The sequence below is a fragment of the Azospirillum brasilense genome (assembly GCF_022023855.1).
GTDB lineage: Bacteria > Pseudomonadota > Alphaproteobacteria > Azospirillales > Azospirillaceae > Azospirillum > Azospirillum brasilense_F.
Genome location: NZ_CP059450.1, coordinates 1840061 through 1866067 on the forward strand (window position 1 = coordinate 1840061; position 26007 = coordinate 1866067).

The 26007-nt window shown below is 71.2% G+C and carries 21 protein-coding genes and 2 tRNA genes; 14 read left to right on the top strand and 9 right to left on the bottom strand.

Features of this window, described 5'->3' with window-relative positions:
- Positions 1-70 precede the first annotated feature (70 nt).
- The 6 genes from H1Q64_RS21805 (at position 71) to H1Q64_RS21830 (ending at position 6624) form a co-directional block, all read left to right on the top strand.
- Positions 71-370, top strand: a complete 300-nt coding sequence (locus H1Q64_RS21805) for a XapX domain-containing protein (RefSeq protein ID WP_059399099.1) — start codon at positions 71-73, stop codon at positions 368-370.
- The gene (locus H1Q64_RS21810; RefSeq protein WP_237905572.1) at positions 367-2337 is read left to right on the top strand and encodes an amidohydrolase; all 1971 of its coding nucleotides are present in this window, start codon (positions 367-369) and stop codon (positions 2335-2337) included. Before H1Q64_RS21805 ends, H1Q64_RS21810 begins: the two co-directional genes overlap by 4 nt.
- Positions 2338-2351: 14 nt before the next feature.
- Positions 2352-2807, top strand: coding sequence for a DoxX family protein (locus H1Q64_RS21815; protein WP_237905573.1), 456 nt, complete (start codon positions 2352-2354; stop codon positions 2805-2807).
- Positions 2804-4426, top strand: coding sequence for an MFS transporter (locus H1Q64_RS21820; RefSeq protein ID WP_237905574.1), 1623 nt, complete (start codon positions 2804-2806; stop codon positions 4424-4426). The genes H1Q64_RS21815 and H1Q64_RS21820 overlap by 4 nt, the downstream gene beginning before the upstream one ends.
- A complete protein-coding gene (locus H1Q64_RS21825) occupies positions 4423-5823 on the top strand; it encodes an alginate export family protein (protein ID WP_237905575.1) in 1401 nt (466 codons plus the stop codon). The genes H1Q64_RS21820 and H1Q64_RS21825 overlap by 4 nt, the downstream gene beginning before the upstream one ends.
- Before the next feature lie 195 nt (positions 5824-6018).
- Entirely contained in the window at positions 6019-6624 is a 606-nt protein-coding gene (locus H1Q64_RS21830) for a hypothetical protein (RefSeq protein WP_237905576.1), read from the top strand.
- A gap of 32 nt (positions 6625-6656) precedes the next feature.
- Here the strand turns inward: H1Q64_RS21830 and H1Q64_RS21835 are convergent.
- Both H1Q64_RS21835 and H1Q64_RS21840 read right to left on the bottom strand, forming a co-directional pair.
- Positions 6657-6733 (bottom strand) — tRNA-Asp (locus H1Q64_RS21835).
- Positions 6734-6737: 4 nt separating this feature from the next.
- A tRNA-Asn gene (locus tag H1Q64_RS21840) sits at positions 6738-6813 on the bottom strand.
- A gap of 213 nt (positions 6814-7026) precedes the next feature.
- On the opposite strand from H1Q64_RS21840, the gene H1Q64_RS21845 reads away from it, so the two are divergent.
- The gene (locus H1Q64_RS21845; RefSeq protein ID WP_237905577.1) at positions 7027-7605 is read left to right on the top strand and encodes a hypothetical protein; all 579 of its coding nucleotides are present in this window, start codon (positions 7027-7029) and stop codon (positions 7603-7605) included.
- 8 nt (positions 7606-7613) lie between these two features.
- Here H1Q64_RS21845 and H1Q64_RS21850 read toward each other — a convergent pair whose 3' ends face one another.
- Both H1Q64_RS21850 and H1Q64_RS21855 read right to left on the bottom strand, forming a co-directional pair.
- A complete protein-coding gene (locus tag H1Q64_RS21850) occupies positions 7614-7820 on the bottom strand; it encodes a hypothetical protein (RefSeq protein WP_137105531.1) in 207 nt (68 codons plus the stop codon).
- Between the two features lie 117 nt (positions 7821-7937).
- A complete protein-coding gene (locus tag H1Q64_RS21855) occupies positions 7938-8936 on the bottom strand; it encodes an MBL fold metallo-hydrolase (RefSeq protein WP_237905578.1) in 999 nt (332 codons plus the stop codon).
- Between the two features lie 246 nt (positions 8937-9182).
- On the opposite strand from H1Q64_RS21855, the gene H1Q64_RS21860 reads away from it, so the two are divergent.
- Positions 9183-9320, top strand: a complete 138-nt coding sequence (locus tag H1Q64_RS21860; RefSeq protein WP_237905579.1) for a hypothetical protein — start codon at positions 9183-9185, stop codon at positions 9318-9320.
- A gap of 89 nt (positions 9321-9409) precedes the next feature.
- On the opposite strand, the gene H1Q64_RS21865 is transcribed toward H1Q64_RS21860, so the two are convergent.
- On the bottom strand, positions 9410-10051 hold the full coding sequence (locus tag H1Q64_RS21865; RefSeq protein WP_237905580.1) for a glutathione S-transferase family protein: 642 nt from the start codon (positions 10049-10051) through the stop codon (positions 9410-9412).
- The gene (locus tag H1Q64_RS21870) at positions 10048-10986 is read right to left on the bottom strand and encodes a LysR family transcriptional regulator (protein ID WP_237905581.1); all 939 of its coding nucleotides are present in this window, start codon (positions 10984-10986) and stop codon (positions 10048-10050) included. Before H1Q64_RS21870 ends, H1Q64_RS21865 begins: the two co-directional genes overlap by 4 nt.
- Before the next feature lie 123 nt (positions 10987-11109).
- Between H1Q64_RS21870 and H1Q64_RS21875 the strand changes: the two genes are divergently transcribed.
- The 4 genes from H1Q64_RS21875 to H1Q64_RS21890 all read left to right on the top strand — a co-directional run bounded on the left by H1Q64_RS21875 (position 11110) and on the right by H1Q64_RS21890 (position 16586).
- On the top strand, positions 11110-12285 hold the full coding sequence (locus H1Q64_RS21875) for a mandelate racemase/muconate lactonizing enzyme family protein (protein WP_237905582.1): 1176 nt from the start codon (positions 11110-11112) through the stop codon (positions 12283-12285).
- 114 nt (positions 12286-12399) lie between these two features.
- Positions 12400-12573 carry a hypothetical protein gene (locus tag H1Q64_RS21880; protein WP_237905583.1) on the top strand — a complete coding sequence of 58 codons (174 nt, stop codon included), beginning with the start codon at positions 12400-12402 and terminating at the stop codon, positions 12571-12573.
- 254 nt (positions 12574-12827) lie between these two features.
- Complete coding sequence (locus H1Q64_RS21885) at positions 12828-13412, top strand: carbonic anhydrase (RefSeq protein WP_237905584.1); 585 nt, start codon at positions 12828-12830, stop codon at positions 13410-13412.
- 255 nt (positions 13413-13667) lie between these two features.
- Positions 13668-16586: a PAS domain S-box protein gene (locus H1Q64_RS21890; protein ID WP_237905585.1), complete on the top strand. Its 2919-nt coding sequence runs from the start codon at positions 13668-13670 to the stop codon at positions 16584-16586.
- 22 nt (positions 16587-16608) lie between these two features.
- Here H1Q64_RS21890 and tyrS read toward each other — a convergent pair whose 3' ends face one another.
- On the bottom strand, positions 16609-17898 hold the full coding sequence (gene tyrS, locus H1Q64_RS21895) for a tyrosine--tRNA ligase (RefSeq protein ID WP_237905586.1): 1290 nt from the start codon (positions 17896-17898) through the stop codon (positions 16609-16611).
- Positions 17899-18175: 277 nt separating this feature from the next.
- Here tyrS and H1Q64_RS21900 point away from each other — a divergent pair, with 277 nt between their 5' ends.
- Positions 18176-19252: a PA0069 family radical SAM protein gene (locus H1Q64_RS21900; RefSeq protein ID WP_237905587.1), complete on the top strand. Its 1077-nt coding sequence runs from the start codon at positions 18176-18178 to the stop codon at positions 19250-19252.
- 132 nt (positions 19253-19384) lie between these two features.
- The gene (locus H1Q64_RS21905) at positions 19385-21301 is read left to right on the top strand and encodes a tetratricopeptide repeat protein (RefSeq protein WP_237905588.1); all 1917 of its coding nucleotides are present in this window, start codon (positions 19385-19387) and stop codon (positions 21299-21301) included.
- A gap of 30 nt (positions 21302-21331) precedes the next feature.
- Here the strand turns inward: H1Q64_RS21905 and H1Q64_RS21910 are convergent, their stop codons facing one another.
- Complete coding sequence (locus H1Q64_RS21910) at positions 21332-23119, bottom strand: tetratricopeptide repeat-containing glycosyltransferase family protein (protein ID WP_269145400.1); 1788 nt, start codon at positions 23117-23119, stop codon at positions 21332-21334.
- 57 nt (positions 23120-23176) lie between these two features.
- Positions 23177-26005 (bottom strand): glycosyltransferase, encoded by a 2829-nt coding sequence (locus H1Q64_RS21915; protein ID WP_237905590.1) that lies wholly within the window; start codon positions 26003-26005, stop codon positions 23177-23179.
- Positions 26006-26007: the final 2 nt, after the last annotated feature.

The following is a 26007-nucleotide window of genomic DNA, read 5'->3' on the forward strand; positions in this document are numbered from 1 at the left end:
GGACCGGTCCCGACCCTCCCCGGGGCCGGTCCGCCTCTTTCCGCCCATCCGGACGAAGAACAGGCACGCCATGATGCCCTATCTGCTTTCCCTCGGCGCCGGCATCCTGGTCGGCGTCCTCTACGCGCTGCTTGGCGTCCGCTCCCCGGCGCCGCCCACCATTGCCCTGATCGGCCTGCTCGGCATGCTGGTCGGCGAACAGGCGGTGCCGGTGGTCAAGCGGCTGATCGCCGGGCAGCCGGTTCTCGCCTTCATCCAGAACGACTGCGCCCGCCACATCCTGGGGCCGCAGGCCGGCAGCGCCGCCGCTCCCGATGCCGCAACCCCGCCGGCACCGGCCGCGGACGCACCCCCGCGGGGCCGGGCATGACCGGCCACACCGGAAACGGTCGCCCCGGTATTGGCCGCCGCGGCGCCATCGCCGGAAGCGCCGCCGCCGCCCTGCTCGCCTCGCCCCTGTTCACCCGCCTTGGGAATGCCGCCATGCCGTCTTCCGACCTTCTGATCGTCAACGCCAAGATCACGACGCTCGACCGCGCCAACCCGCAAGCCGACGCCGTGGCGATCCGCGACGGGCGCTTCCTCGCCGTGGGGCGGGAGGCCGAGGTGCGCGCCGCAGCATCTCCCGACGCCGCGGTGATCGACGCCAAGGGACGCCGCCTGATCCCCGGCCTGATCGACAGCCACATCCACGTCATCCGCGGCGGCCTGAACTACAACATGGAGCTGCGCTGGGACGGCGTGCCGACCCTGGCCGACGCCATGGCGATGCTGCGCGCCCAGGTGGCCCGCACGCCGGCCCCGCAGTGGGTGCGCGTCGTCGGCGGCTTCACCGAGCACCAGTTCGCCGAGAAGCGCCTGCCGACGCTGGAGGAGCTGAACGCTGCCGCCCCCGACACGCCGGTCTTCATCCTGCACCTCTACGACCGCGCGCTGCTGAACGGCGCTGCGCTGCGGGCGGTGGGCTACGGCAAGGACACGCCCAACCCGCCGGGCGGCGAGATCCAGCGCGACGCCGCGGGCAACCCGACCGGCCTGCTGCTCGCCCTGCCCAACGCGATGATCCTCTACTCCACCCTCGCCAAGGGGCCGAAGCTGCCGGAGGAGTATCAGGTCAACTCCACCCGCCACTTCATGCGTGAGCTGAACGGGCTGGGCGTCACCAGCGTGATCGACGCCGGCGGCGGCTTCCAGAACTACCCCGACGACTACGCGATCATCGAGAAGCTGCACGCCGACGGCGAGATGACCCTGCGCATCGCCTACAACCTGTTCACCCAGAAGCCGAAGGAGGAATTGCAGGATTTCGCCACCTGGTCCGACACGGTCAAGCCGGGCGACGGCGACGACCGCTACCGCCTGAACGGGGCGGGGGAGATGCTGGTCTATTCCGCCGCCGATTTCGAGGACTTCCGCGTCGCCCGGCCCGAGATGCCGCCCAACATGGAGACGGATCTGGAGCCGGTGGTGCGCCTGCTCGCCGAGCGGCGCTGGCCGTGGCGGCTGCACGCCACCTACGACGAGACCATCGGGCGGGCGCTTGACGTCTTCGAGAAGGTCAACCGGGACATCCCGCTGCAGGGGCTGAACTGGTTCTTCGACCACGCCGAGACGATCAGCGAGCGCAACATCGACCGCATCGCGGCGCTTGGCGGCGGCATCGCCGTGCAGCACCGCATGGCCTATCAGGGCGAGTATTTCGTGGAGCGCTACGGCGCCAAGGCCGCCGAGGCCACGCCGCCCATCGCGAAGATGATGGCCGCCGGGGTGCCGGTGGGCGCCGGGACGGACGCCACCCGCGTGGCGAGCTACAACCCCTGGGTCTCGCTGTCCTGGCTGGTCACCGGCAAGACGGTGGGCGGGCTGTCGCTCTACCCGATGGCGAACCGGCTGGACCGCGAGACGGCGCTGCGCCTGTGGACGGAGGCCAACACCTGGTTCTCCAACGAACAGGGCAAGAAGGGCAGGATCGAAGCCGGGCAGCTCGCCGACGCGGCGCTGCTCAGCGACGACTACATGGCGGTGCCGGAGGACCGCATCCCCCACATCCGCTCCGTCCTGACCCTGCTGGGCGGCGCCGTGGTGCATGGCGAGGGCGATTTCGGCAAGCTCGCCCCGCCGCTGCCCAAGCCGATGCCCGACTGGTCGCCGGTCGCCACCGTCGGCGGCTATCACCGCGATCCCAAGACGGTGCAGCGGCAGGCGGCGGAGTGCGGTTGCCATTCCGGCTGCGCCGTGCACGGCCACGACCACGCGGCGGCGCTGGGCGCCGACGTGCCCTCGTCCGACGCGCGCAGCTTCTGGGGCGTGTTCGGCTGCGGCTGCTGGGCGGTGTGAGGGGGAGCGGAACGATGGCCGACAGCCTTTACACGCGCAAGGACGCCGCCGCCGCGCCGGTCGCCGCCCTGCTCGACTGGCCGGGGACCGCCTGGCTCGCCCGCCTCGCGCTGGCGGCGCCCTTCGTCGTCAGCGGGCTGGTCAAGCTGACGGACTTCAACGGTGCGGTGGCCGAGGCGGCGGGGCTGGGGCTCGGCCTGCCGGTCCTCGTCGCGGTGGCGGTGATCGTCACCCAGCTCGGCGGGTCGGCACTGTTTCTGACACGGCGCTGGTGCTGGCTCGGCGCCGGGATTCTCGCCGGCTTCACGGTGGTCGCCACGCTGCTCGCCCACGCCTTCTGGACCTATGAGGGGCCGGACCGCGCCCGCCAGACCGCCACCTTCCTGGAGCATCTCGCCATCGTCGGCGGCTTCGCCGCGGCGGCGGCGCTCACCCACCGCGACTCCCACCGCCGGGGAGGGTCCGCATGACCGCCGAGACCGTGCCCTCCCCCGGAACCAAGCCGGCCGGGGCCTTCGCGCCGCTGCGCAACCGTCTGTTCGCCGTGCTGTGGGTGGCGGCGGTGCTGGGCAACGTCGGCACCTTCATGCGCGACGTGGCGAGCGCGTGGCTGGTCCTCGACCTGTCGGGATCGCCGTCCACCGTCGCGCTGATCCAGGCGGCGGGCTCGCTGCCCATCTTCCTGCTGGCGATCCCGGCGGGCGTGCTGTCGGACATCATGGACCGGCGGCGGATGCTGATCGTCATCCAGTGCCTGCTCGCCTGCGTCAGCGCCGCGCTGATGATCCAGGCGGCGCTGGGCGTCGCCAGCGTCGCGTCCATCGCCGGGCTGACCTTCCTGGGCGGGGTCGGGGCGGCGCTGATGGCGCCGGTCTGGCAATCCATCGTGCCGGAGCTGGTGCCGCGCGGCGAGCTGAAGGGCGCCGTCGCGCTGAACAGCCTTGGCATCAACATCGCCCGCGCCATCGGCCCGGCGGCGGGCGGCGCGATCCTGGCCGCCGCCGGGGCCGCCGCCACCTACGCGGTGGACGTCTCCTCCTACATCATCGTCATCGCCGCCCTGCTGTGGTGGCGGCGCGCCCCCGACGCCCGCGACGATCTGTCGGAGCAGTTCGGCGGCGCGCTCCGCGCCGGGCTGCGCTACGCCCGCGCCAGCAAGGAGTTGCACCGCGTCTTCCTGCGCGCCGGCCTGTTCTTCGCCTGCGCCAGCGCCCTGTGGGCCCTGCTGCCCATCGTCGCCGGGCCGATGCTGGGCGGCGGGCCGGGCTTCTACGGCCTGCTGCTCGGCGCCGTGGGGGCGGGAGCCATCGGCGGGGCGACCGTCCTGCCGCGCGTCCGCGAGCGGCTGGGCGCGGATGGCCTGATGCTGGCGGCGGCGCTGGTCACCGCGGTGGTGATGGGCATCCTGGCCCTGGCCCCGCCGCGCTGGCTGGCGCTGCCGGTGCTGCTGGGAGCCGGGGCGGCCTGGATCGCCGTGCTGACGACGCTGAGCGCCACCACCCAGGCCATCCTGCCCAACTGGGTGCGCGGGCGTGGGCTGGCGCTGTATTTGACCGTGTTCAATGGCGCCCTGACGGCGGGCAGCCTCGGCTGGGGCGCGCTGGCCGATGCCATCGGCGTGCCCGCCACCTTGTGGGTCAGCGCCGCTGGCCTGCTCGCCGTCGCGGTGCTGTCCCGCGCGGTGCCACTGCCGGAGGGCGAGGCCGACCTCACCCCGTCCAACCATTGGCCGGAGCCGCTGACCGCCGAGCCGGTGCGCAACGACCGCGGTCCGGTGCTGATCACCATCGAGTACCGGGTGGCCGCCGCCGACCAGCACGCCTTCCACGCGGCGCTGCGCCGCCTGTCGGAGGCGAGGCGGCGGGACGGCGCCTACGCCTGGGGCGTCAGCCAGGATTCCGGCGATCCGGAGCGGGTGCTGGAGTGGTTCTTCGTCGAATCCTGGGCCGAGCACCAGCGCCAGCACCGCCGGGTGTCGCACGCCGACGCTGACGTGCAGAAGGAGGCGCTGGCCTTCCACCGCGGCGACGGTCCGCCGCGGGTGTCGCATTTCCTGGCGCTGGAGCACGGCGCGGGGCCGGCGTCGTGAGGCGGTGGCGCGGGGCGCTGGTCGCGGCTCTGCTGCTCCAGTCCGCCCCGGCCCCCGCCGAGACCCTTGCGGAGACGCCCCCGCCGCTGACCAACAGCCGCTATGACGAGGATTACCGCTACCTCCTCGACCCGGCGGCGGGCAGCGGCGCCTTCTGGGAGCGGTTCAAGGCGATCCCGCTCACCCCCGGCGGCACGGTCTCCCTGTCCACCGGGCTGGAGGCGCGGCTGCGCGGCGAGGCGGTGCGCAACAGCGGCTGGGGGCAGGATGAGCCGAGGAACGACGCCTACGGCCTGTGGCGGCTGCTGCCCTACGCCGACCTGCGCGTCGGCCCGGCCCTGCGTGTCTTCGGGCAGCTGATCATGGCCGGCACGGCGGGCAAGCTCGGGCCGGAGGGGGCGCCAGACGTCGACCGCGCCGACCTGCTGCAGGGTTTCGCCGACCTGTCCGTCCCGCTGGGGAGTGCGCAGGGCACGCTGCGGGCGGGGCGGCAGATGCTCGCCTACGGGTCGGAGCGGCTGATCAGCCTGCGCTACGGCGCCAACGTACCCCGCGCCTTCGACGCGGTGACGGGGATCGTGAACGCCGGCCCCTGGCGGGTGGACGGCTTTCTCAGCCGCCCGGTCCGCGCGGCGCCGGACCTGTTCGACGACCGGCGCGACGGCGGGCGCTCCGCCTGGGGGCTGTACGCCACGCGCGGCGCGGGCGAGGGCTGGGGTACCGGACTGGACGCCTACTACATCGGCTACGGCAACCGGGCGGCGTCCTTCGAGGGCGGGCAGGGGCGGGAGGAGCGGCATACCTTCGGCACCCGTCTGTTCGGCAAGGCCGACGGCTGGGACTGGAACTGGGAGGCGATGCTCCAGACCGGCCGCATTGACGGCGACACCATCGCCGCATGGTCGGTCGCCAGCGACACCGGCCACCGCTGGGACGGCGTCCCGCTGCGCCCGCGGCTCGGGCTGAAGGCCAACATCGCCAGCGGCGACCGCGATCCCGGCGACGGGCGCTTGGGCACCTTCAACCCCCTGTTCCCCCGCGCCAAGTATTTCGGGGAGCTGACTCCGGTCGGGCCGCTGAACCTGATGAACCTGCATCCGTCCGTGGATCTGGTACTGTCGGACGAATTCAGCCTCTCCGCCTCGGCCATCGCCTATTGGCGGATGAGCTTGGAGGACGGCGTCTACGATCTGTCCGGCAACCTGCTCCGCTCCGGCGCCGAATCACGCTCGCGCTACATCGGCACACAGGGGGAGCTTGTGCTGTCCTACGCCGCCGGGCGCACGGTCGAGGGGCTGCTGTCCTACTCCCTGTTCCGGCCCGGTCCCTTCCTTCAGGACACCGGCCCCGCGAAGACGATCCACTTCGTCGGGATGGAGGCGGTGTTCAAATTCTGACCCCTCCGGGTGACGGTTTCCACCCATCGGACGGGTCGAAGGGCGAACTTACGGTAAGTTGCACCGGCCACCAGGGTCGGCCAGGGTCGGGATGCGGAACATCCGTGCGACGGTGCCGTTCCTGCGCCCGAACCGGACCCAAGCGAACCGGACATACGCCCGGGAGCCGGTCCCAGAAGAGGTGGAGGCGATCCCATGAAGCAGCAAACCCGTGCCGTCCTGGCGGTGTTCCTGACCGGCGCGGTCCTGGCGGGATGCGCGCCGGCGTCCGAAACCGCGCCGCCGTCCGCCGCCATGGCCCCGGCGAGCGTCGAGCCGACGCCGCGGCTGTCCATGGTCGAGAATGTCCGCTCCACCGCCAAGGTCCGCGGCGTCGACAAGGCGGCGCGGACGGTGATCCTGCAATTCCAGGACGGGCGGGAAGAGGCGGTGACCGCCGGAAGCGGGGTGCGGAACTTCGATCGCATCAAGGTGGGCGACACCGTGCAGATCGAGTACTCCCGCCTGACCAACATCGTCACCCAACCGCCGGGCGGCGGGCCGGGCGCCATTCAGCGGAGCAGCACGGACCGCGCCGCGGTCGGCGAGATGCCGCGCGCGTCGGCGATCACCACCACCCAGGTGACGGAGGTCGTCGAGGCCATCGACCTCAACCGTCGCATGGTCACGCTGCGCGGGCCGCAGGGGCGCACGCGCACGGTTCCGGTCCCGCCGGATGTGCAGGGGCTGGAAACGGTGAAGCCCGGCGACGAGGTGGTGATCAGCCGGACAGAGGCCGCCACGGTCACTGTGATGCGATGAGGGGAGAGGAGAAAGCCACCGATGAGGGAAGGTGGCGCGAGTGACGGGACTTGAACCCGCGGCCTCCGGCGTGACAGGCCGGCGCTCTAACCAACTGAGCTACACCCGCAATATGGCTCCGGATGCTGGACTCGAACCAGCGACACGCGGATTAACAGTCCGCTGCTCTACCGACTGAGCTAATCCGGAACGGAGGCCGGCTTATAAGCCCCTTTCCGGGGGCTGGCAAGGGGAAAACGACCTTTCGGTGGGATTTTCCGCGCCATCCCCACGGTGGCGATGCAGGGCCGTGACAATGGGGCGGAAATGTGGCGAAGGCCTCGCGCGCCGGTTGACAGCGGGCGTGGCTTTCGCTTCCTTCCGGCCCCGGTTCCCGTCACCTGCCGCTGGTCCCCGTTCCCCATGTCCAAGGTCGTTCCCTTCGCCCAGGCGCGCGAAGCTCTCCTCGCCCGCCTCACCGAACAGCTTCCCCCCTCGACCGAGTGGGCCGGACGCCTGATGCTGATGCCGGACGGCAACCGGGTGGAACCGATGCCCGCGGCGGATGCGGTGGAGGTGCTGCGCGCCTTCCGCGCCGGGCTGGGCGAGGCCATCGGCGCCGCCCCCTGCTCGGTCGGCGGCATGTGGGTGTCGCGGGAGGACTGTCTGGACTGGGACGGGCTGCTGGCCCCGCTGGCGGTGGCCGCCGGCTATGTGGTGGCCGGGGCGACCGGCGGCGCCGGCCTCTCGGTGGAGCTGTTCCGCTGCAAGAGCGCGCTGGCCGGTTGGGGCGTGCGCGGCCTGCGCGGGGAGGCGGCGGTGGCCCGCTCCGCCGGCTATGCCGTGGTGATGGTCAGCCGCCGTCCGGACGACCAGGAAATCGTGCTGGACCGCGTGATGGACACCTTCGGCTTCGTCATGCGCAGCCAGGGCGAGCCGGTGGTGGACACCGGCGACCTGAACGCCCGGCTGGCCCGCCGGGCCTGCCCGCTGCGGCGATAAACGGGCGGTTAGCGGTTCGGCGCGTCGGCCTGGACGATGCGGGCGACGGTCTGAAGACGCTGCACGTCGCGCACCTCCAGAACGATGCCCAGGTTCAGCGCGGCGAGCGTGTCGGCCAGGGACCGCATGCTGTCCCGCACCCGCTCCAGCGCGTCGGGGCCGTGGTCCGATTCGCTGCCGAGGGAACTGACGAAGGCACTGATTTCCAACTGCATTTACGCCCGGCTCCGCCTGTATGGTGGGTGCTGTCCCTCAAGGCGTTACCCCGATCCGCGCGGTCCCGTCCATGACGCTTGCGCCATAGGCCGCTGGGCGAATCCTCCCCTTCGCCATTAGGCCGAAGGGCGGCGGAAGCGCAGGGGTTCGCCGAAGCCGGGGATGGCGAACCGACCGGGATCGACGGCCTGCTCGGCCAGGGCGTGGTGCAGCGCCCGGATGGGGGCGTCGATGCCCTCGGCGGTCAGCTGGAAGGTGCCGAAATGCATGGCGACGCTGTGCCGCGCCCCCAGGTCGCGGTGCGCCCGCACGGCGTCGGCCGGGTTCATGTGCTGGGCGGCCATGAACCAGCGCGGCTCGTAGGCCCCGATGGGCAGCAGGGCGACGTCGATGGCGCCGAACCGCCGCCCGATCTCCCGGAAATGCGGGCAATAGCCGCTGTCGCCCGCGAAATAGACCGCGGCCTCCGGTGTCTCGACCAGGAAGCCGCCCCACAGAGTCCGGCGCCGGTCGAAGGGGCTGCGGGCGGACCAGTGCTGCGCCGGGACGAAGGTGATCCGGGTGCCGTGCGGGCCGGGCAGGCTGTCCCACCAGTCCAGCTCGTGCACCGCGTCGAAGCCGGCGCGGCGCATCATCGGGCCGTTGCCCAGCCCCGTCATCACCTGCGGCACGCCGCGCCGCCGCGCCAGATGGCGGAGCGTCGGGGCGTCGAGGTGGTCGTAGTGGTTGTGGCTGAGCAGCACCGCGTCGATGGCCGGCAAATCCTCCATGCGCACCGCAGGTGGGCGCACCCGCTTCGGCCCCAACCGCCCGAAGGGGCCGGCATGGTCGGAATAGACGGGGTCGGTCAGGAAGGCCGCCCCGCCGATCTGGATCAGGAAGGTCGCCTGCCCGATGAAGGTCACCGCCACTTCGCCCCGCGCCGGGGTGACGGCGCGGAAAGGGCGGGGAGGTTCCGGGTCCAGCGGCGTCCAGCGCGGACCGCGCGCCTTGTAGAGCCGCCACAGCTCGCGCGGCCCCTTGTCCGTGTCGGCGTGCGGGTTGAAGAAGCGGCGCCCGTCCCAGTGGTCGGACGGGACGGCGGGAAAGCGGGGCTGGCTGTCGTCGCGCGGCATGACACGAGAAGTGGGGTTGTGGGGCGGCTTTGGCTAGACCACCGCTTCCCGCGATGCGGCAAGAATTCGACGTCCGCTGTGCGAACAGTTCAATAGACTGAATGCGTGATGGTTAAAGCATTGAAAGCGTTGCGTTTTTTGGGGTCTGCCCTGCAATAAGCGCGCGTGTGGTATTGGGTATACCAGAGCATATTGGTCTCAACGAACAACGCCCCCGATAACGCCTCCCAACGATTGGAGACCATCATGAACAGCTCGACCTACAGCCACATCGGCAGCGACCGCGCCCCGTCCTCCGCCCTCCAGGCCGTCCGCGAGTTCCTCGCCGCCTGGCTGCGCGCGACCCCGGCCTACCTTGTGTATCGCGCCATCAACGAGCGTTGATTTGCGAGTCTCAAGTCACGGGTGCTGATTGTTGAACGGGGGCGGCCCAGCGGCCGCCCCCGTGCTGTATGAACTCGGTGCTTCCCGCTTCAGGACGCCGGCGTGAAGTTCCGGCTCCAGACCGGTTCCAGGGTCGGCAGGGCCTGCACCCGCCCCGCCACGCCCGACAGCTTCGGGCAATGTTCCGCGAACCAAGCGCGGCGGGGCCGCCAGTGCACCATCGCCCCGACGTAGAGATCGAGCGCGCTGAAGCGCTCCCTTAGCACCCACGGGCCGTCGCCCAGCTGCGATTCCAGCCAGAGCCACAGCGTCTTGCGCTGCTCCACCATCGCCGCGCCGAGCGTCTCCGGAGCCTCCGTCACCCAGCGCTCCGGGTAATCGCCGTAGGTGAAGGTCGGGTAGACGTTCGCCACCAGCCAGACCAGCAGCCGCAGGAAGGCCGGGCGCTCCGGTGCGTCCGGCGGTGGGGCCAGTCCGGCGTCCGGGTGCCGTTCGGCCAGCAGCAGCGCGATGGCCGCGCTTTCCGTCATCACCATTCCGTCCGGCAGGACCAGGGTGGGGATCTGCCCCAGCGGGTTCAGCGCCAGCAGCCGCTGCCGCGCCTCGCCCGGCGCGTCGAAGCCCGCGACGTCCTCGAAGACGAAGGGGGCGCCGCACTGGACCAGCATCGCTTCGGCCAGGACGGACCCCCAGCCGGGCACTCCGTAGAGCCTGTAACCCGCTCCGCTCATTCCCGCTCCCTCCCGTCTTGGGGTGCCTGTTCCACCGCTAAAGCCCAGAAGGATTCCGCCGCCGGGCTCTGGCGCGCGCGGGGGCGGTAGAGGCGCACCTCCACCGGGATTTCCCAACTCGCCCCGCCGGCCCGCACCAGCCGTCCCTGCGCCAGATCCTCGCCAATCAGGCTGTCCGGCAGCCATGCCACGCCGCGCCCGTCGCGGGCCAGCGTGCGCAGCACCGCGGCGAGGTGCGAGGTGAAGACGGTATCGAGCGCCAGCGGAGCCGGAAAGCCGCCGCGCGCCGCCGTGACGATGCGCCCCATGCCCGATTCCGGGCTGTAGGCGAGGTGGGGGAGGGCGGCCCCGCCGCCGGACGCCCCTCCACCAGACAAGCGGTGCCGTGGCGAACCGGACTCGTCCGGGGCGCAGACCGGCACCAGACGGTCGCTTCCCACCGCGGCGGAGCGGAAGGCTCCGGCCTCCAGCCGGGAGGGGGCCGCCGCATGGGCGTGGCATAGCAGGAACTGCGCCTGCCCCTGCGTCATCACCTGCTCGCAGGTCTGCATGCTGTCGGACAGCAGATGGATGGCGCCCAGCCGTGCCTGTCCCTCCAACCGGCTCAGCCAGGTCGGGAAGAAGGTCAGCGACAGCGCGTGGGTCGCCGCGAAGCGCAGCGCCGTGGCCGCCGCGCCGCCGGCCAGCCGGGCCTCCTCCCGCCCTTGCAGGAGGCGGCGCACCGTCTCGTCGGCAAAGGGGCGGAAGCGGCGCCCGGCCTCGGTCAGCCCGACCGGCTGGGTGCTGCGGTCGAACAGGGACGTGCCGGTCCAGTCCTCCAGCGCGCGGATGCGGCGGCTGAAGGCCGGCTGGGTCAGGTTGCGCCGCTGCGCTGCGCGGGAGAAGTTGCCGCACTCCGCCAGGGCGAGGAAATCCTCAAGCCAGTTCAGTTCCATCGCTGTTCCGTTAGCCCATGCCGGACGCGCATCATGCGATTTGAAACTGGCATTGGCCCGATGGTCCCGTCCATCCCTATCCTGCGGCCCAGGGCATCCGAAAAGCCAAAGGGAAGCAGCGCCATGCGCATCGTGGAGATCCGGGAAAAGACCGTCGGCATCAAGTCCGACATCGCCAACGCCTACATCGACTTCAGCCAGATGACCTGCTCCACCGTGGCGGTCATCACCGACGTGGTGCGCGACGGCAAGCCGGTGATCGGCTACGGCTTCAATTCCAACGGACGCTACGGCGCCGGCGGCCTGATGCGGGAACGCTTCATCCCCCGCCTGACCTCGGCCGCCCCGGACAGCCTGATCGACGAAGCGAACGGCAACCTGGACCCGTTCAGGATCTGGGCGCGGCTGATGACCAACGAGAAGCCGGGCGGCCACGGCGAACGCTCGGTCGCGGTGGGCACCATCGACATGGCGGTGTGGGACGCCGTGGCGAAGATCGCCGGCAAGCCGCTCTACCGCCTGCTCGCCGACCGCTACCGCGGCGGCGTGGCCGACGAGTCGGTGTGGGTCTACGCCGCGGGCGGCTACTACTACCCCGGCAAGGGGGTGGAGGCGCTCCAGGACGAGATGCGCAGCTACCGCGACCGCGGCTACAAGGTCGTGAAGATGAAGATCGGCGCCACCTCGCTGGAGGACGACCTGCGCCGCATCGAGGCGGTGCTGGAGGTGGTCGGCGACGGCCGGAACCTCTGCGTCGACGCCAACGGCCGCTTCGACCTGAAAACCGCCATCGCCTACGCCGAGGCGCTCAAGCCCTACAATCTCTTCTGGTACGAGGAGGCCGGCGACCCACTCGACTACGCGCTCCAGGCCGAGCTGGCGAACCACTATGACCGCCCCATGGCGACCGGCGAGAACCTGTTCAGCCACCAGGACGCCCGCAACCTGATCCGCCATGGCGGCATGCGCCCGGATCGCGACTGGCTGCAATTCGACTGCGCGCTCAGCTACGGCCTCGTCGAGTACATGCGCACGCTGGACATGCTGGCGGAGAACGGCTGGTCGAGCCGCCGCGTGGTGCCGCACGGCGGCCACCAGATGTCGCTGAACATCGCCGCCGGCCTGCATCTGGGCGGCAACGAGTCCTACCCGGACGTGTTCAAGCCCTTCTGCGGCTTCGCCGACAGCATCGCGGTCGAGGACGGGCGGGTCCGCCTGCCGGATCTGCCGGGCATCGGCTTCGAGGACAAGGCGGAGCTGTTCCGCACCATGCGGGAGGCGCTGGACACCGCGTCCTGATCCCCGCCGCCCGATGCGGCCGCACCCTGTACGGGCGGTATAGGGCGTTGACTCGCGCCGGATCGTCCTCACATGCTGTTGCGGTGTTCAACAGTTTTGAAAGGAGGTGATCCAATGTCTCATGGAGCCAAGCCGGTAGCCGTTCTGTTCGGTCTCGCCGCCCTCCTGACGGCGGGGGTCGCCAGCGCGGATTGCTCCTCCAGCCACAGCGCCAGCGCCGGCACGCAGAAGCCGGCCAGCGACACGGTCGCCACCGGTGACCGGGCTTTGGGCAGCACCCGCGGCTGATACCAGCAACGCAACACCGGCAGCACCATGCCGAACGGGCCGCTTCCCACCTGGGAAGCGGCCCGTTTCTTTTTGGCGTCCGGTGGACGGGCCGAAGGTTCTCGTTCCAGTTTGTCCAGATAGTCCTGTCATCATGCTGTGCCCTTCTGTCTCGTGAAAGATTCGTTCACGAATAATGCTGTCTCGGAAGCGGCGAGGTACTGCGGTCTCCATGGGCGTTCGGCCTCACAAAACCTCAACGACGTGGAGACCTCATGCAGTACCGTCAAAGCACCGGAATTGACTTCGTCTCGACCTGTTGCGGCGGCCTTCGGCACGACTCCCGCCGGACCTTCCTGAAGATCGCCGCGCTGGGCGCCGGGGCTGCGCTGATGGCCCCCCTGACCCTTGGCGCCGCCGGCGCCGCCCAGCCCGACGGCGAGGTGGACGCGCTTCTGCTCTCCTGCATGGATTACCGGCTGATCGACGACATCGGCCGCTACATGGACGGGCGCGGGCTGACCAACCGCTATGACCATGTGATCCTGGCCGGCGCCTCGCTGGGCGCCCTGACCGACCAGAAGAAGGCGTGGGGCGAGGCCTTCTGGGACCATGTGGCGGTCGCCAGGCAACTGCACCGGATCAAGCGCGTGATGGTCATGGACCACCGTGACTGCGGCGCCTACCGGGTCTTCCTGAAAACGGACGTCGCGGCGGACCCGGACAAGGAAACCGCCGCCCACGCCGAGCAACTCCGCGCGCTGGGCGCCGCGATCAAGGCGCGGCATCCCGGTCTGGAGGTGGAACTGCTGTTGATGTCGCTCGACGGCAGCGTCGAGTCCATCGCCGAATCCACCTGAGGACGGGCGGAAAAATTCTGCGGCGCCGGGGCATCGGGCACCCGTTCCTCCGGCGCCTTTATAATTCGTATGCGAAATAGTCGGTTGAGCGCAGCCCCTCCTTTTGGTAAACGCAAGGTAAGGATGTGGCCGGCGGGGTAGCGGGACACCGCTGCCGCGGATACGACGGCGTGCGTCGGACCCGGGGTGCCGTCCGTCCCTTGGGAAGTGCAGGATTGTGCCGTTCCCTTCCGCCGTGCTGTTCCCGGGCTGCCGATGAGCATTCTCACACGCCTCGTCCTGCTTGTTCTCCTCGCCAGCATGCCGGCCATCGGCATCCTGGCCCACAACAGCCTGACCGCCATCGAGGCGGGGGAGCGGCAGGCCGAGGCCGAGGCCCGCCGCCTTCTGACCCTGATCCAGGACGAGCAGCAGCGGGTCGTGGAGGGCATGCGCGGCGTGCTGGTGACGGTGGCCGAAATGGCGCCGCGGCTGGCCGCCGACCCGCAGCAATGCTCGACGACATTGAACCGCCTGCGCGGCCGGCTGCCGCGTGTGAAGGGCATTGCCCTGACCGATCTCGACGGCTCGGTCCGCTGCGCCAGCGACGCCAAGCTGAACGGCCTGATGGTGGCGGCGCTGCCGCACATCCGCATGGCGCTGTACGGGCAGGGCTTTGTCGTCGGCGACTATGCGGTGCGGCGGCTGGACGGACGCCCCGTGCTGCCCTTCGCCGCCCCCTACGCCGACGGGACGGGCCGCATGGCGGGGGTGGTGTCCATCGCGCTCGACGCCGGATGGCTGCGCGAGTATCTGGCGGAAAAACCGTTGCCGCCAAACGCCATGCTGGTGCTCGCCGACCGCAACGGCACCGTGCTGGGCCGCTTTCCCGGCAGCGACGACCAGCGGGTGGGCAAGCCGCTGCCCGGACCGCTGATGGCCCTGCTGAGCGCACCGTCCGAAGGTGTCGCCGAAATGCCCGGCCTGGATGGCGAGCCGCGGATCCTGGCCTATGCCCCGGTGGACCAGAAGGTCCGCGAGTTGTTCCTGGCGGTCGGGCTGGACCGGACGGAGGCGCTGCGCCCCGTCACCGCCGCGGCCGAGCGGAGCGCCTTCCTGCTGGCGCTGGCGGCGGCGCTCTCCCTGGCCGCGGCCTGGATGGGCGCGCGCCTGTTCGTGCTGCGCCCGGTGGCCCGGTTGAAGCGGGTGGTGGAACGCTGGAGCGCCGGGGACCGGGGCGCGCGGATCGGCCGGCCGGGCGACCGTTCGGAGATCGGTGCGCTGGGCCTCGCCTTCGACTCGATGGCGCAGGAGCTTCAGGCGCGGGAGCAGGCCCGCGACGCCGCCCACGCCGCCGAACACCGCATGGCCGCGATCCTCGCCGCCTCCACCGACGCGGTGGTGGAGCTGGACCATGAGGGCCGCGTGACCTTCGCCAACGAGAAGGCGGCGCGCCTGTTCGGCGATGGCGGGGACCTTGTGGGCCATGTCTTCGTGGCTCTGCTGCCGCCCGGCGTGGCCGAGCCCTTTACCGCGCGCTTCCGCGACGCTCTGGACCGGGGAGAGCCGGAGGAATTCGAAATCCGGCTGGTCGGTGACGAGAAACGGGCCGGTGGCGACTGGTACGCCCTGCGCCTGTTCGCCACCGGCGACCGGCTGGCCGTCTACGCCCAGGACGTGACCCGCCGCAAGGAGGACGAACGGGCGATCCGGCGGGCCGTGGAGCGCCACCGCTCCCTGCTGGAAACCGCCGCCGACGCGATCCTTCTGGTGGACGCCAAGGGCACGGTGCACACCTACAACCGCGGCGCGGAGCGCATTTTCGGCCATCGCCCGGCCGATGCGGTCGGGACGGACGTGGGCCGGCTGATTCCGGGCGGCCTTGTTCCGGAGCCTCTCAGCCCGGACCGTCCGGCCGACGGCGTCGCGCGCGAGGTCGAAGGGCGGCGGCGCGACGGGCTGGCGGTGCCGCTGGAGCTGTCGCTGTCGGCCTGGAGCGACGGCGGCGACCGCTTCTTCACGGCCATCCTGCGCGACATCACCGAGCGCAAGCGCACCGAATCGGCGCTGCGCCGCGCCAAGGACCAGGCGGAGCGGGCCAACCGCGCGAAGTCGCGCTTCCTCGCCGCCGCCAGCCACGACCTGCGCCAGCCGGTGCAGTCGCTGTTCTTCCTCACCTCCGCTCTGGGCGAGCAGACACGGGGCGGGGCGGGCCACGACACGCTGAAGACCATGCAGCAGGCGCTGGAGGCGCTGAAGCGCCTGCTCGACGGGTTGCTGGACATCTCCAAGCTCGACGCCGGGGTGGTCGAGCCGGTGACCACCACCGTGGCGATCCAGCCCCTCTTCGAGCGCCTCGCCGCCGAATACGCGCCGGAGGCGGCGCGGCGCGGCCTGACCCTGCGCGTCGTTCCGACCACGCTCCATGCGCGCAGCGACCCCATGCTGCTGGAGAGGGTCATCCGCAACCTGCTGGACAACGCGCTGCGCTACACCGGACGCGGCGGGGTTCTGCTGGGCGTGCGGCGGTCGCGCCGCCGCTTCCACATCGCCGTGTGCGACAGCGGCGCCGGCATCCCGCCGGACCGCCAGGAGGATATCTTTGAAGAGTTCACCCAGCTCGGCAACCCGGAGCGCGACCGCGAGAAGGGGCTGGGCCTCGGCCTCGCCATCGTGCGGCGGCTGTGCGCTCTGCTCGGCCATTCCGTGGCCCTGCGGTCGCGGCCGGGCAGCGGATCGACCTTCCTGGTCACCGTGCCCGCAGCCGAGCCGCCGCGGCCCGCCGTGACGACGGTTCCCGCGGTCGGCCGGACGAAGGGCGGGGGGTGCCGGCTCGTCCTGATCATCGACGACGAGGTGATCATCCTGATGGGGCTGCGCGCCATGCTGGAGGGCTGGGGCTATGAGGTCATCGCCGCCACCGCCGGGGACGAGGCGATCCGCCTGCTCGACGAGGCCGGGCGGCGGCCGGACGTCATTCTGGCCGACTACCGGCTGCGCAACGGCAAGACCGGGCCGGAGGCGTTGCGCGCCATCCACGCCCATTGCCGGGCGTCGATTCCCAGCATCATCCTGACCGGCGACACCGCCCCCGAACGCATCGTCGAGGCCCAGCGCAGCGGCTTCGCCATCCTGCACAAGCCGGTGTCGTCCCATCACCTGAAGCAGGTGGTGGCCGAAGCCGGGGGCCGCTGAGGGCGCCCGGCTCCGGCTCTGCTCACCGAACCCGGACCAGCGCGTGGCGCTTGCGGCCGGCGGACAGGCGGATCAGCCCGTCCCCGTCCTGGTCTGCGCCGTCGAGGTCCGCCAGGGTCAGCAGCGCCGCCTCGTCGGTGATGGGGGTGCCGTTCACCCGCGCCCCGCCGTCGCGGATCAGCCGCCGCGCCGCGCCCTTGGACTCGGCCAGCCCGGCGGCGGCCAGCAGGTCGGCCAGACGGACGCCGGCGGCGAGGTCGGCGCGGGCGGCCTCCACCGTCGGCAGGCCGCCGTCGGCCCCGGCCTCCTCGAAGACCCGGCGGGCGGTCTCCCCGGCCTCGGCCGCCGCCGCCGCGCCGTGGCAGAGGGATGTCGCCTCATGGGCGAGGATCTTCTTGGCCTCGTTGATCTCCGATCCCCGGAGCGCCTCCAGCCGGGCGATCTCGTCCAGCGGCAGCTCGGTGAACAGGCGCAGGAAGCGGCCGACGTCCGCGTCTTCCGTGTTGCGCCAGAACTGCCAGAAGTCGTGCGGGCTGCGCCGGTCGGCGTTCAGCCACACCGCCCCTGCCGCCGTCTTGCCCATCTTGGCGCCCGACGCGGTGGTCAGCAGCGGCGTGGTCAGGCCGAACAGCTCCGTCCCGTCGACGCGGCGGGCCAGCTCGATCCCGTTGACGATGTTGCCCCACTGGTCCGACCCGCCCATCTGCAGCCGGCAGCCGTGGCGGCGCGACAGCTCCAAGAAGTCGAAAGCCTGGAGGATCATGTAGTTGAACTCCAGGAAGGTCAGCGGCTGCTCGCGGTCGAGCCGCAGCTTGACGGAATCGAAGCTCAGCATCCGGTTGACGGTGAAATGGCGCCCGATGTCGCGCAGCATCGGGATGTAGCGCAGCTCGTCCAGCCAATCGGCGTTGTTGACCATCGCCGCGCCGTTCGACTCTTCGTCGCCGAAGGACAGGTATTGGGCGAAGGCCCGGCCGATGCCGGCCATGTTGGCGGCGATCTGCGCGTCGTCCAGCATGGGGCGGCTGGTGTCGCGGAAGCTGGGGTCGCCGATGCGCGTGGTCCCGCCGCCGATCAGCACGACGGGCCGGTTGCCGGTCATCTGGAACCAGCGCAGCACCATGATCGACACCAGATGCCCGACATGCAGGCTGTCCGCCGTGGCGTCGAAGCCGATGTAGGCGCCCACCGGCCCCTGGCGCAGCAGGGCGTCGAGGCCCGACAGGTCGCTGCCCTGGTGCAGGAAGCCGCGCTCGTCGAGCACGCGCAGGAAGTCGGACTGGAAGGGGCTGGAAGCGGCGGGGGTCGCCATGGTGCTGATCTCCGGAAGGGAAGGACCGCGTCCCGGGGATCATCTGTCGAAGCACATGCCGCCGGTCAGCGGCGGCATGGTTCATATGGTCAAGACTGAACGCGCCGCCCTATGGGAGCAGCGTATAATAGCGGCTGAAGTGGTGCGTGCGCGTCGTCATGACCGGGAAGCTAGGCGTGCGGGGGCAGGCCGTCAAGGGGGATCGGTTCCCACCCGCGTCCAAAGGAAGGATGATTGTTCACTTTACGTTCTATTTCCACGCCGCTATTCTCCTCTCATGGACGAGATTCCGCGGCAGGCTCTGAAAGGACGGGGGGCGATCAGCAACGTGACCTCCCGTTACGAGCGGGAGACCCGGGTGCTGGCCGACGACGGCTGGGGCGAGAACGAAGCGCTGACGGAGACCGTCCCGACTCAGGTCTTCGACGACACGGCCCGTTCGGTCCTGTCGAAAAACACGTCGCCCGACGTGATCTTCGAACGGTCGGTGAATCCCTATCGGGGGTGCGAACACGCCTGCATCTATTGCTTCGCCCGCCCCACCCACGCCTATCTCGGCCTGTCGCCGGGGCTGGATTTCGAGACGAAGATCTTCCGCAAGGCGCGGGCGGCGGAGTTGCTGGCGGCGGAACTGCGAGCCAAATCCTACCGTTGCCAGCCGCTGGCGCTCGGTGCCAACACCGATCCCTACCAGCCCATCGAGCGGGAGCAGCGCATCACCCGCGCCGTGCTGGAGGTCTGCCGCGACTTCAACCAGCCGGTGATGATCATCACAAAGTCGGCGCTGGTCCTGCGCGACCTCGACATCCTGGCGCCGATGGCGGCCAAGGGGCTGGTCAACGTCGCGCTGTCGGTCACCACGCTCGACCGCGACCTCGCCCGCCGCATGGAACCACGGGCCAGCACGCCGCAACGGCGCCTCGCCGCCATGCGCGACCTGACGGCGGCCGGCGTGCCAGTGGCGGTGCTGGCCAGCCCGATGATCCCGGGGCTCACCGACCATGAGCTGGAAGCCATCCTGACGGCGGCGGCGGCGGCCGGGGCGACGCAGGCCAATTACATCCTCCTGCGGCTGCCGTTGGAAATCGCCGATCTGTTCGAGGAATGGCTGCGCGAGCACGCGCCCAACCGCGCCGAACGGGTGCTCAGCCTGATCCGCCAGTGCCGCGAGGGGGAATTGTACCAGTCCCAGTTCGGCAGCCGCATGAAGGGCTCCGGCCCGGTGGCGGAACTGCTGTCGAAGCGCTTCAAGCTGGCTTGCCGGCGCCTCGGCCTCAACGCCCGCGACGCCGCCCTCAACTGTGCCGACTTCAAGCCCCCTCCAGCACTTGGCGATCAACTGACCATGTTTTGACCGTTCCGTTTTGCACAGGGGCGATCCGGCCCGCTCCGAGTTGATCGGGCGGCCGTCGCTGGGCTACCTTCGGCCGCCCGGACACGCGTCTGAAATCCGGGTCGCGCTTCGAAGGTCGAGGGAGACGGGGTGATGGCCACGATCGGTGAAGTCCTGGCCATCGCCTTCGACGAGCATCGCGCCGGCCGCGTTTCCGAGGCGGCCGTTCTCTATCGCCGGGTCCTGAAAGCCGACCCGGCGAATCCCAACGCCTTGTATCTGCTCGGGATGGCCGTTTGGCAGAGCGGCCAGCCGGCGCCATGCCTGATTCTGATCGGGCGCGCGCTTCGGCTCAGTCCCGGCTGGATCGAGGCGCGCATCAACCGGGCCATCATCCTGGACAAGGCCGGCCGCTCCGCGGAGGCCACCGCCGACTGGCGGCGGCTGACCCTTTTCGATCCGGGCCATCCGCAGGCATGGCGCAACCTCGGCGACGCCTTCCAGGCCCACGGCGATGCCGGGACGCCGCAAGCCGTTCAAGCGCTGCGCCGTGCCACCCGCCTCGACCCCGGTCTGGCCGAGATTCATCACGATCTGGGGGTGGTTCTCCGTCGCACCGGCCAAATCGACGAGGCGGTGGACAGCCTAGTCCGCGCCATCGCGGTCAAGGCCGATCTGGCGCCCGCCCACATGAACCTGGGCAACACCCTGCTCGAACGCGGCGATGATGCCGCGGCCCAGGCCGGCCTGCAGCGCGCGCTGGCTCTCAGCCCGGCCGGTCCGGAATGCTGGTACAATTTCGGCAACGCCCTGTGCGCCCATGGCGATCCCCTGCGGGCTCTGCGCGCCTACCGGCGGTCGGCGCGGCTGGGGCTTGCCCTCGCCCATCTGCGGGTGGCGACGGTGCTGAGCGATCTGGGCCGCTTGGCCGAGGCCGAAGGCGAACTGATCGAAAGCCTGCCCATCCCCGGCGTCGATGTCTCCCTCAGCATCGAGTTGCTGACCAACCTCTTCCTGCGAGGCGACCGGCGGACCGAAGGGCGGGCGTTCTTCATCCGGCTGGCCTCGACGCCGCTCTGCGGAGTGGTCTATCGGGGGGAATGCCTGACCGCGCTCGCCGCGCTCGATCTGCGGGACGGCGCCCCACGGACCGCCCGCGACCGGCTGGCGGCGGTCCGTGGGGACAACGGCTGGTTCTTCACCGTGAAGTCGCTCGCCGCCTTGCGCGCGACCCTGGCCGATCAGGGGCTTCAGCTGGTCCGACCCGCCGCCGTGGGGTCGGACGGCGGGCACCGGCCGCCGCGCGTGACCTCCTCGTCCCTGGCCACCCGCGGCCGCTTCGCCCACACCGTCCTGGAATACATCCTGGTCCGGCTCTACGCCGAGAAGCACGGCTTCGTGCTGGAGACTCCCGACTGGGTGGGCGGCGCCTTCTTCGAGTTGAACGATCCGCCGCAGAGCGGTCCGCTGCCGCCGCTGCTGTTCGCCCGCCGCACCCTCAACGAACTGGTGGCCGGCACCGCGGAGCGTGCGCCGATCGCCGACCGCGACATCCTTTCGCCCCTGTTCCTGTTCGAGCACAAGCGGGAATACCGGCAGCGGGTCCAGTCCTGGCTGAGGCCGCGCCGGGTCTGGGAGCCGCACCTCGCCCCGGCGGTCGAGCGGTTGCGGGCGGCGGGAAACACGGTGGTCGCGCTCCACATCCGGCGCGGCGACTTCGTGACGGCCAACTACCCGATCACTGAGACTGCTTGGTACGTCGACTGGCTACGCGACTGGTGGCCGCGTCTCGACCGGCCGGTGCTCTATGTGGCCAGCGACGACGTCGCGGCGATCCGGCACGCCTTCGCGGAGTTCCATCCCCTGGCCCGGGCCGACGTCGTGGAGGAGTGGGCGGGGTTGGACTTCCTTCAGGACTTCCACGTGCTGATGAACGCCGACGTGGTCGGCACCAGCGCCGCCAGCGGCTTCAGCGCGCTGGCGGCCCGCCTCAACACCCGCGCCCGCCTGTTCGTCGAGCCGGACGTCGCCGCCCGCCGCATCCGGCCTTTCGAACCCTGGACGCCCTGAGATTGACGCCCTGACGCCCTGCGCTATGGGTTACGGGCGGGACCGCGCGAGGGCCTGGAGAGCGGCGCGGACACGGCCGACGACGGGCGCCCACTCGCCGCGCCGGTCCTGGCGGAACAGGCGCATGGTCGGGTACCAGGGCGTGCACATCCCCTGGTCCAGCCAGCGCCAGTCGGGGGCAAAGGGCAGCACCGTCCAGACCGGACGGCCGAGCGCCCCGGCCAGATGGGCCGGCGCCGTGCAGGAACTGATGACGAGGTCGAGATTCTCCATGATCGCCGCGGTGTCGGCGAAGTCGGCGATCTCGGCACCGAGGTCGGTGAAGGACGATGGCAGAGGCCCGCAGGTCTCCAGGTCCTCCCGTCCCGCTCCCTTCTGCAGGCCGAAAACCGTCACGCCCGGAACGTCCAGCAGCGGAAGAAACGCCCTCAGGCGCGGCGAACGGATGCGGTCGGCCTTGAATCCCGGGTTTCCCGCCCAGACCAGACCCACCCGCAGCCCCGTCCGCTGACCGGGCGGTGGCCCCAGGCGCGTCGCCCAGCGTGTCACCAGCTCCGGCTCGGCGCGCAGATAAGGGGTGTCGGCGGGGATCGTGTAGAGCATGGTACCGAGCCGGTGCGGCAGGCTGGCCAGGGCGGCGTGCGCTGCGTGCGGCGGCGGCGGATCGAACCGGCTGACCACACCCTCGACGCCCGGCATGGCGGAGAGCAGGCGAACGAGCTGGCTGTTGCACTCCATGACGACGCGCACACCCCGCCCCTGAAGCTGCTGGGCGAAACGGGCGAACATGATGGTGTCGCCCACCCCCTGCTCGTCATGGACCAGAAGGGTCCGTCCGGTGAGGTCGGAGCCGTCCCAGGGGGGTGAGGCGAAGCTGCGTCGGGGGGACGGGAAGTCCGACATGCGCGTCCGCCATTCATACTCGGCGAAACCCTCCTCCAGCTCGCCCTTGATCAGCAGCCCGAAACTCAGCGCGGTGTGCGCCTCCGCCAGGGAGGGGTCGAGCCGGACCGCGGCACGCGTCAGGGCGATCATCTCGTCGATCCGCATCAGGTCGCGGGCCGCCAGCCCGAGGTTGAGGTGGGTGTGCGCGGCGTCCGGCTGCATCGCGATGGATTGCCGGAAGCAGGCCACCGCCTCGTCGAGCCGCCCGAGATCCTGAAGCGTGACGCCCAGGTTGTTGAGCACGCCGGGATCGCCCGGCGCGAAGCCCAGCGCGCAGCGGTAGTAGCGGACCGCCTCTTCGGCCCGGCCGAGACGGCGGTAGGCCATGCCCAGGTTGGCGTAGGCGGCGACCGACGACGGCGCCATGCCGAGGAGGACCATCAACTCCTCGATCGCCGCCTCGGCGTGGCCGTCCAGGATGAGCGCCTGTGCGAGCAGCAGCCGCTGGTCGGTCAGCCGCGGCTTGAGGTGCAGCAGCCGGCGCAGCGCGGTCGCGGCGTCGCCGTGCCGGCCCTGGTCCGACAGCACGTTCGCGACGTTGTTGAGGGCGTCGGCGGAACCGGCGTCCAGCGCCAGGGCGCGCCGGCAGCAGGCCACGGCCTCGTCGCGCCGGCCGAGCCGCCGCAGCGCGCTGGCAAGGTTGGAGAAGCAGGCTGCGTTGTCGGGGGCGGAGCGGATGGCCTGCCTCATCCACTCCACGGCCTCCGCCGGCTTGCCGCACTGCAGCGCCAGTGCGCCCAGAAGGTGCAGGGCGTCGGGGTGACGGGAATGATCGGCGAGAACCCGCCGGTACGCGCTCTCCGCTTCGGCCAGCCGGCCGGCCCCGTGATGGGCAAGACCCGCCGCGACGAGCGCCGCGGGGGTCGGGTCGATCCAGGGTGGCTTTGCTGGGGAAGGCCATGCGTGTGTGCTTTCGAAACGTCGATCAGATCAGGACCGGGGATGCCCAGGGATCGTAGGAAACCAGGGCCCGGCGCGCGTCGGGTCCGGCCGATGGAACCCGCCGGCGTAGCGGTTCAGCATGGTGGCGACGAAGGAGAAGGAGCTGTTGGAAATGGCGACCCGGTCGGCGTGGCAGAGGACGTGGAAGTCGGTGAAGAACTCCGCGCCCGCGATCGGCTCGGCGAGATCGCGGGCCGTGACGGGGCGGTAGGCGGCGAATTCCCGCAGCAGAGCGGGATCGTCGGTCGCGATGAACAGAACCGGCCGGTCGAGCGTCGGCCAGACGGTCTCCAGCCAATCCAGGTACCAGGATACCGGGGCGATCCAGAACCGCCCCCAGCCGAAATCCCCACGCCGAAGGTGCAGCGCGACGATGGTCCGCCCGGCGTCGCGCAGGCGGCCGAGCAGCGCATCCGCGTGGGGCTGGAGGTGGCGACCCGGCGTGAACAGAGCGCGGAACTCCTCCCTGAACGGCGCCAGGGGCGTGATGTCGCCGCAGAAATAGCCGGACACGTCGCGGTCCGCCAACTCCGGTTCCGCCAGCACGGCCGCCCGCCCACCGAGAAAGGAGGCCGTCACGGCGACCTCCCCCTCCGCCTCTGCCACGCGCGGCAGCGCCGGACCGGGCAGGGGGTCGTCGTGGTCGTACAGGTGGCGGCCGAGCCAGGGGGGAACCTCCAGGGTGAGGCCGTGCCGGGCGGCGTAGAGGCGCAGGATGCCGTACTGGAGGAGCTGGTTGCCGAAGCGTCCGTTGCGCCCGAGGGCGGTCGAGGCGAGGCGGCGCCCCGGCCCGCCCGCCGCCGCCGGTGACGGCGGCGGTCCCCAGCGACGAGCCAAGAGGGACAACGCGCGGCGGGTGAAGGCCCCGCCGAACCCGGGGTTGCAGCGGATCGCCCGCTCCCAGGCCGCCATCGCCGCGTCCGGGCGGCCGAGCGCTTCCAGGGCTCCGGCCAGCGCCGCGTGGCCGCCATACAGCTCCGGGCTGAGCCGCAGCGCCCGCCGGGCATGCTCCGCTGCGCCCGGCGCGTCGCCAAGGGCCAGGGCGGTCTCCGAATAGTCCGCGTTGAGATCGGGCCGCGTCGGGTCCAGCCGGAGCGCGCGCTCCAGCTCCCGCGCCCCCTGCCTGTCCTGCCCGAGCCGCCGGTTCGCGCGGCCCAGCAGGTGCTGGGCGTTGGTGAGGCCCGGCTGGAGCGCCAGGGCGCGGCGCAGCCGGGGGACGGCCTGGGCATGGGCGTCGGCGTCGACCAGCATGGAGCCGAGATTGCACCACGCGGCGGCCGCGCCGGGGTGAAGGCACGCCACCGCCCGGAAGGCCGTCAGCGCAAGCCGGTCGAGCCGAAGCCGGTGCGCGAGCAACCCCAACTCGAACCAGGCTTCGGTGCGGCCGGGGTCCTCGGCGGCGACGCGGGTCAGCGCGGCGACAGCGCGGTCGAGCTGCCCGGCCTGGATGGCCTCCTTAGCCACCGCGAGGAGGTCGATGGCGCGCGGGGCGTCCCGGCTTTCCGAAAGGTCTGCCGCCGGGGTCGGAGACGGCCCCCCGGTTTCCCCCTTGGCCGTGAGGAACGGCGGTCCGGTCCAGCCGCCGTCGCGCAGAAGCGCGGCTTTCCTGACGTTGAGCGCGTGGATGCGGCGCTGGGTGAGTATCTCGATCGCGACGTAGCGGGGGTCGGACGTGACCTGCTCCGTCGGCTTGGCGCCGCTGGTCATCGTCTGGCGCTGCCGCGCCAGGGCGTTGTCCGCCCGCATCGTGTAATGGACCGTCTTCTCCGCGATGCGGACTCCGCCGAACAGGCTGTGGAGCGCCCGGCCATAGGCCACGTCGTCGCCAACGGCCGGGTGGAACGGCGCCTCCTCCGGAAAGCCGCCGATCAGGTCGTGGCAGACGCGCCGGACGCAGAGGTTGCAGGGATAGCTCAGCTCCGATGCCTCGCGCCACGCGGGGGTGATCTCGTGATCGATGCTGTCGAACTGCATCCCGGTGCGCACGAACCCGGCGTCGGGGGTGCGGTCCAGCACCGTCGCCGTCAACACGACATGCCGCTCGAAGAAGTAATCGTCGGCGTCGAGGAACCAGATGTACCGGCCAAGCCCCGCGGCGGCGCCGATGTTGCGCGACCGCCCCGCCCCCTGGTTGCGGTTGTTCGCGATCAGCGCGACGCTCTGCTCCGGATGAGCCCGCGCCCAGCGGAGGACCCGCGACGCCGTCCCATCGGGGGAGGCGTCATCGACGACGCAGACATGGATCTGCGCCCGTGGGTCCCGTACCATCTCGCGGTAAACGCGGGCCGCCGCCGCGACGCTGTCGAGCGCCCGCTCGATGGTGTCCTCCATCCGGTGCGCGGGGATCACCACGGTGCCGACAAAGTCGGTGTCGGACGTGTGGCGCGCGATCCCCCGCAGGGCGACACCCAGCCCGCAATCCCCGGAGCCCGCGGCCGCGTGCAGCCGCTCGGCCTCCGCGTCGCGCCCCTGGACCAGCCGCAAGATGCCCAGCGCGCGGGCAAGGCTGCCCTGTGGCGGGACGAGGCGAGCGAAGGGCTCCAGCAGCGTTGCCGCTTCGTCGGCCGCCCCGTCCTGCACGCGCGCCAGGGCTTGGCCGGCGGCAATGCTCAGGGGCTCCCCGATCTGTCGGGCGAGCGCCTCGAGGTCACCGTGCAGGCGGGCGGCCCGGACGTACAGCGCGATCGCCCGCAGGCCGTCGCCCGCCGCGCGGGCGGCATGCGCCGCGTGCTGCCACGCCACCGCATCGGCCGGATCGTTCGCCAGCGCCCACCGATGGACCGGGGCGCCTTCGGGGGCCTTGGCATCCCGTGCCATCC